Annotated in this window: 13 protein-coding genes; 10 read left to right on the top strand and 3 right to left on the bottom strand. The window is 72.1% G+C overall.

Annotation, left to right across the window (positions count from 1 at the left end; all coding sequences use genetic code 11):
• Positions 1-51: 51 nt before the first annotated feature.
• The 7 genes from BXA10_RS20515 (at position 52) to BXA10_RS20485 (ending at position 4,424) form a co-directional block, all read left to right on the top strand.
• Positions 52-714: a hypothetical protein gene (locus BXA10_RS20515; RefSeq protein ID WP_076472174.1), complete on the top strand. Its 663-nt coding sequence runs from the start codon at positions 52-54 to the stop codon at positions 712-714.
• A gap of 297 nt (positions 715-1,011) precedes the next feature.
• Positions 1,012-1,677 (top strand): hypothetical protein, encoded by a 666-nt coding sequence (locus BXA10_RS20510; RefSeq protein ID WP_076472172.1) that lies wholly within the window; start codon positions 1,012-1,014, stop codon positions 1,675-1,677.
• A 109-nt stretch (positions 1,678-1,786) separates the two neighbouring features.
• Positions 1,787-2,239 carry a hypothetical protein gene (locus BXA10_RS20505; protein ID WP_139338057.1) on the top strand — a complete coding sequence of 151 codons (453 nt, stop codon included), beginning with the start codon at positions 1,787-1,789 and terminating at the stop codon, positions 2,237-2,239.
• Between the two features lie 111 nt (positions 2,240-2,350).
• Entirely contained in the window at positions 2,351-3,013 is a 663-nt protein-coding gene (locus BXA10_RS20500; RefSeq protein WP_139338056.1) for a hypothetical protein, read from the top strand.
• 84 nt (positions 3,014-3,097) lie between these two features.
• On the top strand, positions 3,098-3,319 hold the full coding sequence (locus BXA10_RS20495; protein ID WP_076472163.1) for a hypothetical protein: 222 nt from the start codon (positions 3,098-3,100) through the stop codon (positions 3,317-3,319).
• A complete protein-coding gene (locus BXA10_RS20490; protein WP_076472161.1) occupies positions 3,319-3,879 on the top strand; it encodes a hypothetical protein in 561 nt (186 codons plus the stop codon). The genes BXA10_RS20495 and BXA10_RS20490 overlap by 1 nt, the downstream gene beginning before the upstream one ends.
• Entirely contained in the window at positions 3,876-4,424 is a 549-nt protein-coding gene (locus BXA10_RS20485) for a hypothetical protein (RefSeq protein WP_139338055.1), read from the top strand. Before BXA10_RS20490 ends, BXA10_RS20485 begins: the two co-directional genes overlap by 4 nt.
• Positions 4,425-4,439: 15 nt before the next feature.
• Here BXA10_RS20485 and BXA10_RS20480 read toward each other — a convergent pair whose 3' ends face one another.
• Entirely contained in the window at positions 4,440-4,883 is a 444-nt protein-coding gene (locus tag BXA10_RS20480) for a hypothetical protein (RefSeq protein ID WP_076472159.1), read from the bottom strand.
• A gap of 146 nt (positions 4,884-5,029) precedes the next feature.
• On the opposite strand from BXA10_RS20480, the gene BXA10_RS20475 reads away from it, so the two are divergent.
• From BXA10_RS20475 to BXA10_RS20465, 3 genes are read left to right on the top strand one after another with little or no spacing between them, the layout of a single operon-like run.
• Positions 5,030-5,980 carry an SseB family protein gene (locus tag BXA10_RS20475; protein WP_076472157.1) on the top strand — a complete coding sequence of 317 codons (951 nt, stop codon included), beginning with the start codon at positions 5,030-5,032 and terminating at the stop codon, positions 5,978-5,980.
• A gap of 8 nt (positions 5,981-5,988) precedes the next feature.
• Positions 5,989-6,951, top strand: a complete 963-nt coding sequence (locus tag BXA10_RS20470; RefSeq protein WP_217696817.1) for an SMI1/KNR4 family protein — start codon at positions 5,989-5,991, stop codon at positions 6,949-6,951.
• 17 nt (positions 6,952-6,968) lie between these two features.
• On the top strand, positions 6,969-8,234 hold the full coding sequence (locus BXA10_RS20465; RefSeq protein WP_076472152.1) for a S8 family serine peptidase: 1,266 nt from the start codon (positions 6,969-6,971) through the stop codon (positions 8,232-8,234).
• 295 nt (positions 8,235-8,529) lie between these two features.
• Here the strand turns inward: BXA10_RS20465 and eccB are convergent, their stop codons facing one another.
• Together eccB and eccD are read right to left on the bottom strand one after the other, a co-directional pair.
• A complete protein-coding gene (gene eccB / locus BXA10_RS20460) occupies positions 8,530-9,945 on the bottom strand; it encodes a type VII secretion protein EccB (protein ID WP_076472150.1) in 1,416 nt (471 codons plus the stop codon).
• 7 nt (positions 9,946-9,952) lie between these two features.
• Positions 9,953-11,362, bottom strand: coding sequence for a type VII secretion integral membrane protein EccD (gene eccD / locus BXA10_RS20455; protein WP_076472299.1), 1,410 nt, complete (start codon positions 11,360-11,362; stop codon positions 9,953-9,955).
• Between the last annotated feature and the right edge of the window lie 153 nt (positions 11,363-11,515).

Below are 11,515 nucleotides of genomic sequence, written 5' to 3'. Positions count from 1 at the left end.
ACTGTGGCAGGATGATATGCCGCCGCTGGGCCATGACGGAGAGGTGTCCGAGTGAATACGGAGCGGACCGCCGAGGCGATCCAACGCTACGTGCTGGAGCGTACGAGCACCGTCGACCAGATATGGACCGACTCCGAATCAGTCACCCTGGACACCTCGACCGCCATGTACTGGGCGCGTCCTGCCGACTGGATTGTGGCCGGGGAGAAATGGGTGGCCGACGCGGTCCGGGTCGTGGCCGCTCGCCAACCGATATTCGTCACCCACGGACTGCTTCTTCCTCTCGAGGGTGAACCCTTGCACCTGAATCGCCCGGAGGTGATGGCGGCGCTCGGTCGCCGGGTGGGGGACGGGTTGAGCCCGCTGGCGTACGCGGAGCTGTTCGGCGAGCTCTACTCGGGCTGGAAGATCGACGGTCCGGTGGTGCGCCCGTTCTCTGCCACGCAGACCGTTCCGGCGGGTTGGCTGGTGCGCGAGGCCGACCATTTCGCCCGCGTGATGGTCGCGCCTGACGCGCCGCCGGTGGCACCTCCGGCGTTCGAACAGGGCACGGGCGGGGAGTGGACCTTGACATTCTTCACGCACAACTACTACCTGCTGGAGATCGACACGGCGGTGGACGTCTATGCCTGGACGGTGACCGGTGGTCCGGACCGGCCGGCTACCTGGGAACGAAAGACCCTCGCCAAGCGGGTACTGCTTCCGCTTCCCTAGCGGAGCAGGGGCCGACCGACCACCGCTCATCATTCGTGCCCGCGGCGGCGCGGCGGTGCGCTCACGGCCTCCGGATGCGGCGCGAGCCGTTGCGGAGTCACGGGTTCGTCTCGAAGGTCCATCAGAAGCTGGCGGACGCCGGGCGGACCTGGCCCGACCGGACGGGTTCCGGCCGCGGTTGACGCCAACTGCCCACGCGGCGAGGAGGGCGTCCGGGGATGTGTTCGGCGGAACCGGCGCAGTGGGCTGCTGCGGCAGGATGAGGGCGGCCGCTCGCTACGACGGAGAGGTGCCGGAGTGAACACGGAGCGGATTGCCGAGGCGATCCAGCGACAGGTGCTGACGCCCGGCGAGACCATCGACAGCATGTCGATCCTCCCGGACGCGGTCTTCGTGAGTACGTCGGTAGCCATGTATTCGACCAAGCCCGTGGACTGGGCCGTTGCCGGTGCGGACTGGGTGGATGCGGCGATCCGGGTGGTGGCCTCGCGCCAGCCGATATTCACCACCCACGGCCTGCTTTTTCCGACAGGGGGCGAGCCGCTGCACTTGAACCGCCCGGAGGTGATGGCAGACCTCGGTCGCCGGGTGGGCGCCGGGTTGAGTCCCTTGTCGTATGCGGAGCTGTTCGGCGAGTTGTACTCGGCTTGGGAGATCGACGGGCCGGTGGTGCACCCGTTCGGTGTGACCCGAACTGCTCGACCGGGATGGTTGGTGCGCGAGGCTGACCACTTCGCTCGGGTTGTGGCCGTGCCCGACGCTCCTGCGGTGGCTCCGCCGACGTTCGAGCAGGGGACGGACGGGCAGTGGACGTTGACCTTCTTCTCACACAACTTCTACTCGTTGGAGATCCAGACCGCGGTAGATGTCTATGCCTGGACGGTTTCCGGTGGTCCGGACCGGGCGGCTACCTGGGTGCGGAAGACCATCGCCGAGCGGGTGCTGCGCCCACTCCCGGCTTGACGACGATGGGCCGACGGGCGAACGTTGGCCCATGTACGACGCGAGCCTCGCGCATCTGGATCGGCTGCCGGACCACGTACGCGACGACTACCTGAGGATAGTGGAGTGGGTGCTGGCCGAGCTGCCCGCTCGATTGTCGTCGAGGTTCTTCGTGAACTCGCTGTGGCTGACGCTCGGAACGACCGGGAGCGTCGTGCGGACGGAACCGGTCGATCTCACCGAGTTGTATCGCCGCAACGGCTATCCCGACGAGTTCTCGCGCTGGGTGATGTCGGCGGTGCGGTCACGGATGACCGAGGCCGGGGCACGGTGCGCCGCGATGATCGCCAACAATCGCATGAACAAACCGTTGTCCGGTCCGCTGCTGGGCGCGCTGCTCGGCCCGGCGGAGCGCACCGTCTTCCTGTACGCGGCGCACCGGGACGCCTCGCTCGAGTTCCGGGACTCCTTCCGGATCCGGCGCGGGCCGTTGCGGCGTCTCGGGTTCGCCCCGGAAGTTCATCAGAAGCTGGCGGAAGCCCGGCGCACCTGGCCCGACCGGACGGATTCCGGGCGCGGGTGACAGCGGCATCGGCACCCTGGGCCCTGCCCCTCGGACGCTCGGCGGCCGCGGCCTCGTGGGTCACTGTGGCAGGATTGGGCCGCCGCCGGTTGGGACGGGGAGGGTGCCCGGGTGGATACGGAGCGGACCGTCGAGGCGATTCAGCATTACGTGCTGAGCCCCGGGGAAACCGTCGAGAAGACTTGGACGACACCCAACTGGGTTTCCCTCCGAACGCGCCATTACGGCTACCGGGCGACCCCCGCCGACTGGGCGGTGGCCGGGCAGGACTGGGTATCCGATGCGGTCCGGGTCGTGGCCTCGGGGCAACCGGTATTCGTCACCCACGGCCTGCTGTTTCCGGTGCAGGGCGAGCCGCTGCACCTGAACGAACCGGAGGTGATGGCGGAGCTCGGTCGCCGGGTGGGCGCCGGATTGAGCCCACTGGCCTATGCGGAGCTCATCGGCGAGTTGTACTCGACGCGAAGGATCGATCGCCCGGTCGTGCATCCGTTCGCAGCGACGGAGGGCACCCCGGCGGGTTGGCTGGTGCGTGAGGCCGATCACTTCGCGCGGGTCATGGTCGCGCCCGACGCTCCTGCGGTGGCCCCGCCCGCGTTCGAGCAGGGCATCGGCGGGGAGTGGACGTTGACATTCTTCTCGCACAACTACTACTTCGTCTCGGAAATCGTCACGGCGGTGGATGTCTACGCGTGGACGGTGACCGGCGGTCCGGACCGGCCGGCCGCCTGGGAGCGGAAGCCCCTCGCGGAACGGCTGCCGCTGCCGGTGTGACCGGCCGGCGGGAAACCGAAGGCGGCTGACCGGGAGCCTGGACCCTGCTACGACGACCACGGTGGAAAGGAAGACGGTGCGGCGATGAAGACCGATCCGGAGCGGCAGCGGCGACTACGGGAGCTGGCCGAGCTGCACAATCGGTGGCAGGCGGAGCATCGGGTGGACGACGCGGACTTCACCCCCGAGGGTGCCGACTCGGCGAACCGTCGACCACCGTCGCCGGAGGCCGAGCGTGAGTACATGCGCCGGGCACGGGAGATCATGGGACTCGACCCGGACACCGGGCACTACCGGGAGGTGTGATGACGCTGCTGCCCGCCGTACGCAGCCGGGACGAGGCGGACCTCTACCTGGAGCTGCATCCGTGCCCGCGGTGCGGGTCGATGGAGGCCACCTGGGAGGAGGCGCCCACCGCGCAGGGGACCCGGCCCGCATACCGGTACAGCGGTCACTGCGCGGACTGCGGTGATCGGCGCGAGTTCGTCTTCGCGCTGCCGGAGGGGCAGCCCGCCCCCGCCGCCCCCGGCCCGCATCCCACCACCCGCTTCGGCGGGCCGCAGCCCTCGGCGCTGCTCGACCCGGGCGAGTGGCTGCTGGTCGCCGACTGGTGCGGGGAGGCCTCGGAGGTGGCCGAACGGCAGGGCGACGACGCCGAGGCGGCGGACCTGCGCTGGACCGCGGTGGCGGCCATGGAGGAGGTCCGCAAGTTCGTCCCGGCCGGGGGCGACGTGATCCCCGAGTCGGCATTCTGGTCGACCCGGGGGCGCACGGTCTACCAGCGTGACCCGGGCCGCTTCCGGCGGCGACGGCTCGAAGTGATCCGCGACTTCTACCTGAACGACATGCCTTGGAGCCCGTCGTGACCGCGCTCGCGGCCCGTACCGCCAACGAGGCGCACCTCTACATGGACCTGCACCCGTGTGGCTGTGGGGACGGCCGTTTCCCCCGTGCCTCCGCGATCCTCACGCTGCCCGACGGCGCCCTGGCACGCCGGTACGCGGGTCCCTGCGAACGCTGCGGCACCACCCGGGAGTTCCTCTTCCGGCTGCCGGCCGAGCCGGAGAACGGCGAGGTGGGCTTCCACTACGGAGCCGCCGAACCGTCCGCGTTGATCGACGCGGGGGAGTGGCTGTGGGTGGCCGAGGGGCACGCCCGGGGCGTACCGGCCGGTGCGGAGCGGTTGCCGGAGGCGGATCGGCGGCGGTGCCGTACGCGGCTGGTGGCGGCGGTCGCGGCGGTGGACGAGGCGCTGAAGTTCGTGCCGCCAGGGGGCAGCCGGGTGCCGTTCACCGCCGTCTGGAGCCCGTTGGGCCGATCCGTCTACCAGCGGGAACCGGGCCGGTTCCGGGCCAACCGCCTCACCGCCGTCCGTTCGGCTTACGACACCGTGTTGCGGCGTCTGGGCTGATGCCCGGAGCGGACGTCAGCCGGCACTGGCGCTCGGGCCGGGCGGCGGGGTGGCGGAGAGGTTGAAGTCGCACTGCGGGGCGGCGCTGGTGTCCGTCTCGACCACCTGCCCGTTGATGCGCAGCCGGCACTCGACCGACGGCTGCCCGTTGACGAAGGCGAGTCGATCGTCCACGCTGGGCTTCTTCTGGGCGGACGCGGTGACGTAGACGTACTTGTCGTCGGGCCAGGTCAGCGTCAGATCCTTGACCCAGTTCGGTGCCGGCGTGCGTTCCTCCTGGGTCTCGACGTTGTTGTGGCCCCACTGCACCACCATGTCGAAGAACTCGATCGGACCGATCAGCGCCACCTCGAGGGTGACCTTCTGCTGCACCGGCTTCTGTGCGTCCAGGGCCGACGTGTCGGGCGAGCAGCCGGCCAGCAGGGCGGTCAACGCAGCGACCGTGGCGAGGCGTCGCATGGATCCTCCTCAGGGGACGTCGATCGACGGCGACCGGCCCGTAGCCTAGCGTGCATCGTCGGCGGGGTCCCGCCCATCGACACCGGATCGCTAGGCTCGGACCCGACAGCGCGGAAGCTCGACGGCGCGTGGGGAGGAGACCCGTCGTGGACGAGTCTTGGCAGCCGGCCAACGACACCGAACGGGCGTTGCTACGCGCGGCGCAGGCCGACGACCGGGTGGAGTTCTTCCGGATCCTGACCCGGGCCGAGCTCTACCTGCCGCAGCACAGCGGCGACACCGACGCCAGCGGCCAGCGGTTCATCACCATGGACCTCTTCGGGCAGCCGTTCCTGCCCGTGTTCACCTCGGTGCAGACGATGGCGCCCCGGGTCGCCGGAGTGGCCGACGCCTACACCGTGACCGGGTACGACGAGCTGCGTGAGCGGTGGCCGGTGGCCGACTGGAAGCTGGCGGTCAACCCGGGCACTCCGCTGGACGTGTACCTGCCGGTGGAGGCGTTGCAGGCGGCGGCCGACGGCGAGCTGACCGTACCCGCCGGGTTGGAGGTCCTTGCCGAGGTGGCCGAGACGACCGCCGGTGAGGAGATCACCGCCGCGGTCACCGACGGCGACGACGGCGACCTGATGGCGGAGTTCGAGGCCGCGATGGCGCGGGCCGTGCCCGGCCCGGAGCCGGACACCGCCGAGTTGCTGCTCGCCGCCGGGGAGAGCGGCGACGTGGCCGGCTACCTGGACGCCCTGCTGGACGCGATGGTGGTGCTCCCGACGGCCCGCCCGGTGGACGATCCGGCCCAGGTGGTCGACCTCGACTTCCCGTGGCGTCCCGTCGGGCCGCCGGAGGCGCCGATGATCGAGGTGTTCACCACGCCCGAGCGCTTCCAGCGGGCCTACCCGGACGGTACGCCGAGCCTGCGCGCCACCCTCGTCTCGCTGCTCACGGTCTGGCCGCAGGGGCACGCCCTCGCCGTCGACCCGGATTCGCCGGCGGGTATCACCCTGCCCCCCGAGCAGGTGCAGTTCCTGCTGCTCTGGCCCGCCGCCGACGAGGACGCCGCGGCCTCCGGCGAGGACACCGCCGACGGGTGGCCGAGGTGAGCGGGGCGGTGCGTGTCCCCGGGGCGCGGTACGCCTTCAGCGTGTTCCACCCGGCCTCCCCGATGCTGCGGATCCGCTACCGCCAGGGCGTGGCCGTCGACCCACACGGCTTTCCCGACTGGATCCCGTACGCCCGGGAGGTGGTCGAGCTGCCGCCGCTGCCGACCGGCACCGGGGTGGACGTCGCCCGGGTGCTGGCCGTGGTCACCGCCAACCTGGTGCTGGCCGACCCGGCGGACCCCGACGCCCGTACCCCGGTGGGCTGGACCTGGGCGCACCTGCCCGGGGCCCGCCGGGTGGCGCTGGTCCCCGCCGAACTGCACGCCGCCTTCCGGCACCTGGGCGGGATCAGCACCGGCGACGCCGACCACGGGCGGCGGGGGTTGCCGGTGGACAGCGTCGATCCGCCGCCGATCGAGGTCACCGAGCGACTGTCGCCGGAGGTGGTGGCCCTGGTCGAGGAACGCATCGGTGGCCCACTGCCCGCCGGTTACCGGGACTTCCTCACCCGGACCAACGGTGGTCGGCCCGGATGGCCCGCCGTGCACCCCCGTTTCGGCTTCGTGGTCGACCAGCCGTTTCTCGGCCTCGCCCGCACCGACGGGCTCCAAGACCTGAACTACGCCAACACCTGGTGGGCGGACCGCTTCCCCTCGGACTGGCTGGCCATCGGCCACGTGCAGGGCGGGCTGCTCCTGGTGAAGATCCGGGGCGAAGACTCGGGGTCGATCTGGTACTGGGACGATGACGACCCACGGGCCCGCGACGGTGACAGCCCCGCGGAGGTCGGCGACCGGTTGCTGCACCGGTGCGCGGAAGGCTTCGGCTCCTTCTGGCACGCGCTGCGCGCGGTCCCCGCCACGCTGTGGGAGGCCGCCGCCACGGCCGTCGCCGAGGGCCGGTCGGTGCGGGTCGATGACGACCGGATCGGTACGGCTCTGCCGGCCGCCCGGCGGGCCGGCGCGAGATGACGGAGGTACAGGTCGGGATGGCGAACCGTCGTGCGGCATGGACGGTACGACGCTGGACGGCCGGGGCGGCCGTCGCCGTCACCATGGCCGCCGGTCTGGTCGGGCCGGCGGCGCCGGCTCAGGCGGCACCGGAATGCGCGCGGCCGGGCGGTCCGGTCACCGCGATGCCCTGGGCGCAGCAGGTGCTCAACCCCGATGAGGTGTGGCCGTTCAGCCAGGGCGCCGGGATGACCGTCGCGGTCCTCAGTTCCGGTGTGGACGCGTCACATCCGCAGTTGCGCGGCCGGGTGATGGACGGATACGACGCGGTCCGTGGGTTCGGTGGCGCGGACAGCGACTGCAACGGGGCAGGCACCCGGGTAGCAGGACTGATCGTCGCCCGTCAGGCCGACGGGGCCCGGTTCACCGGCCTTGCCCCGGCGGCCCGCGTCCTGCCGGTCCGGGTGCGCGACGACGCCGGCCCCGACGACGCGCCGGCCGATCCGCAGGTGCTGGCCAACGGCATCTCCTGGGCGGTCGACCGGGGCGCTCAGGTGATCGCGGTCGCCGTCGACTCGGACAAGGACCATCCGGCGCTGCGGGCGGCGGTACGCAAGGCGGTCGACCGGGGGAGTGTCGTGGTGGCGGCCAGCGGCGACCACGGCGACGACGGTAATCCGCAGTCGTACCCGGCGGGCTACCCGGAGGTGCTCGCGGTCGGGGCGATCGACCAGGAGGGTCAACGTTGGGGCCGGTCGCAGTTCGGCCCCTACCTCGACCTCGTCGCCCCGGGGGTGGGCATCACCACCACCCAACGTGGCGGCGGGCTGACCGAAGCGGCCGATGGCACCGCGCTGGCCTGCGGTTTCGTCGCGGCCTCGGTGGCGCTCACCTTGGCCAAGCGGGACGGGGTCACGCGCGAGGAGCTGATCCAGCTGCTCACCGCGACCGCGGTGTCCGGAGCCGATCCCTACCAGTACGGGCATGGCGTGGTGAACCCGTACGGCGCGCTCAACGGTCACCTGCTGCCGGACGAGCGGCCGGCGCCGATGCCCGGGTTCACCGCCGGCCTGGACCGTTCCGACCCGGACGAGGCGGCGAGCCGCCGTACCGCTCTCACCGGCGCGCTGGCCGCGCTGATCGTGGTTCTGGTGGTGTCCATCGTCGCGATCATGTTGCCCCGGGCCCGGCGGCGGCGTTGGCGAGCGGCGGTGGCGTCCCGACCGGTGACGCCCCCGGAGCCCGACGAGCCGGGCCCGCCCATTCAACTCTTCGACGAGGTCCCCACCGGCCCGGCCCGCTGAGCTTCGGGTGGCCTCGGCTCGGTTCACCGGGAATGCTGTGGAACTGAGTCGTTTGCGTCATCGCGTCGGGCAGGCCGTGGTCGGCGCCGCTCGACTGATGCGGCAACGACATCAGCTCCACAGGACGCCCGCTGCGCGTCCCTCCACCCGCCACGCTGTCGGCCGCACGGGGGCGGTAATCAGCCGGGCGTCGGCGCCCGTCCGGTGGGCCGGGATGCGTGGCCGGTGGGTCGGGATGCGTGGCGGCTGGGCAGGGATGCGTGGCCGTCCCGGACGCGGCCGGTCGAGCCGGGGGTCAGCTCCCGGTGCCGGCCGCACCGGCTGCCGCAGCGGCTGTGGCGGGCATCGTGGCGGCGCGGGGATCGAGCGACGGCCCGGTCGGGATGAGCAGGATCAGGCTGGGCGGCACGTCCAGCGCCGCTTCGGCCGGGTAGCCGAGCAGCGCGAGCGCCGCCGCCGACGGGACCGGGTATCGGATGCCCAGGTCGGTGACGATGCTGTACGAGCCGGGGCTGCCCAGCGCCTTCAGCACGGTGACCCGGCCGGCCGGCGCGAGGATCTGGTCCGCGAGCGGGATGCCGTCGGGTGAGACGGAGCCGGTCGGCGTGGCCCGTTCCGCGCCGGGCACCGCGCCGCCCACCGTCAGCTCCGGCGGGCTACCGGATTCCCGGGTCACGGCACAGATTTGCTGGCCTCGGTCGACCGTGACGAGATGCGGTGGCGTCGCCGGTGCCTGACCGTTCGACGCGGCCTGGGGCAACTGCTCGCTCGTCGGTAGCGAGGTCACCTCGGAGACCGGCACCTCGATCGGCTGGTGACCGAATCGTCCACTCAGGATCACCTGCTGCACCGGGGTGATCGGTGCGACGCCGTCGGCGAGCACCAGGTAGTGCTGGGGGCCGGAGCCGGTCTGCGCGACCAGCAGATCGCCGTTGCGCCGCCCGGGCACCGCGTCCGACCGCTTTTCCCGGTTCGTGATCGGCAGCGCGGCGAGATCCACGCCGGCCGGTAGCGCGTTGAGCCAGGAGGTGCCGACCGGGGCGGGGGTGACGGCGCCGAAGAGCGCGGGCACCAGGACTCGTGGTTCCTGCACAAGGTGCCGGCGACCGCGCCACACCAGGTACTCCATGCCGAGCGCGGCATCCTTGACGAGCAGCCCGCCGTCGCCGATCCCGGTCGCCGCGGACGGCGTGACGGAGAGCGCGAGGGTCACCCTGGTCGCCGCCTGCCCGCTGCCGTCCGGGTTCGACATGGAACAGACCGACCATGGCAAGCCCGCCCGCTCCTTCACTCCGGGCAGCGAGTCGGGCGCGTTCGGGATGCCCATCGGGACGCCCCGTGGCACACCGGCGAGGGTCGCGCTGGAGACGCGCGCGACCGGAGCACCGGGCCGGCCCACGGCCAGCAGCGCCGAGGTGTAGTTGAGCGTCGGGTGCAACCTGCCGTCCAGGTAGACGTAGGTGGCCCCGTTCTCCTTCTCGACCACCACCGAGCCGGGCTTGCGCCAGCTCTCGCCGCCCACCTTGGTCAGCAGGCCGTAGATGCCGACGCCGGCGGCGACGAGCACGGCCACCATCAGCCCGCCGAAGAGCGCGCCGATGCCGCGCCGCAGCGGCGACTGTTGCGGATCGGTCTCCCGCGTCACGAAGGCGGAGATGACCCGCTGGGTCATGAACTGGTACGACTGGAGCTGATCCCGCCGGGTCGCCATCCGTGCCTCACCCGCCGATCGAGGCGAACATTCCCTGGATCGCCCCGAACAGGCCGATCACCGCGCAGGCCAGCGGAATGAGCGCCATGATGGCGACCACGTCCGCGATGTCGGCGGCCCGGCCGAGATGCGGCGTCGGCCGCCGGCGGCTGAACCGCAGCCCGGCCGCCAGCACCAGCGCGGACGCGGCGAGCACGCCGAGCAGGACCAGCAGTCGCCCCCCGCTGGCTTCGGCGCCGGACATCTCGCCCAGCGCGAGGGCCACCAGCCCGAGCAGGCCGCCCGCCAGCAGCGGCACCCGCTGCTCGGCGGTGGGGAACAGCCGGGCGCGCAGCAGCATCGCGCCGGACCCACAGAGAGCGAGCAGCGCGCCCGCCGGTGTGTGGTCGTGGTTGAGGAGGAACGCGATGGCCAGCGCGCCGCAGACCGAGACGGACAGCAGCATTCCGGAGAGCAGTTCGGTGGCCCGGGCGACGGTCACGAAGACCTTCGCGCGCTCGGGCACCGGCCGGTCCTTGAGGATCTCCTCCGGCCGGTCGGGCAGCTCCGGCACGGGCAGCTTGCCCAGCCAACTCGCGATCAGCGGGTAGCCCGGCAGCAGACCGATGACGGCGGTCAACGTGACGGCGGCCGAGCCGGCCGTGGAGACCCCTCCGTAGCTGAGCAGGGCGGCGAGCAGGCCCGTCACGCTGGCCGCGAGCCCGGCCATGAAGAGTCGCTGCACGCCCGCGACCGCCGCGTACCCGATCAGGCTGAAGACCAGCAGCGTGGCCGAGCCGAGCAGCAGCCCCGGGGCGCCGATGCCGGTGACCGGTGTGCCGTCCGGGGTGGCCAGCAGCGCCCCGCCGAAGAAGCCGTAGGGCAGGCCCGCAGCGGCCACCACCGCGCCGGTGGTGGCGTCGCCCATGGCCCGGGAGAGCACCGGCCCGGCGACCGCCAGCAGCAGCGCGACACCGAGCGCCACCAGCGCCGGTACGAGCCACGGCGAACCGACCGCCAGCAACGCGATCAGGCCGACGCCGAGCAGCGCCGCGGTGACCGCCAGCGCGCATCGTCGAGTGGCGTTGTCGCTCCAGGCCCGACCGGCTCGCCGCGCACTGCTCGCGATCACCTCGACCACGTCGTCGTACGCCAGCTCCGGCCACTCGTCCCGGCCGGGCCTCAGGTGCAGCAGCTCGCCGTCGCGTACGCCCTGCGCGGACAGGTTCCGGTTGGCCTCCAGCAGTGTGCCGGTGGCCCGCCGGAGCACCCAGCCGCCCTGCTGCTCACCGACGTCGCCGAGCCCTTCACCGGCGTGCCGGATCAGGTGCGGCAACAATTCCGCAACGAGCATGGCGTTCGGTAACGCCACGTCCATCCGCCGCTTGGGGGCGGCGATAGTCACCCTGGCCAGACTGAGACCGCCGGGGGCCGTCACGCTGGTCACCTCCCGTGCATGCGTCTGCGCGCGGTCGCTCCTCGGCCTCCGCGCCGGTCAACGTAACACGGCCGGATCGAGCCCGGCGTCCGTCCATCGGCGGGCAGCGGTCCGTGCGCGGGACCATCGGTCTATAGGATTGGCGCCGCTGTC

It is taken from the genome of Micromonospora avicenniae (assembly GCF_900156065.1).
GTDB classification, from domain to species: domain Bacteria; phylum Actinomycetota; class Actinomycetes; order Mycobacteriales; family Micromonosporaceae; genus Micromonospora; species Micromonospora avicenniae.
Note: the sequence above shows the minus strand (reverse complement) of the source record. Positions and strands in the feature narration are given on the sequence as shown.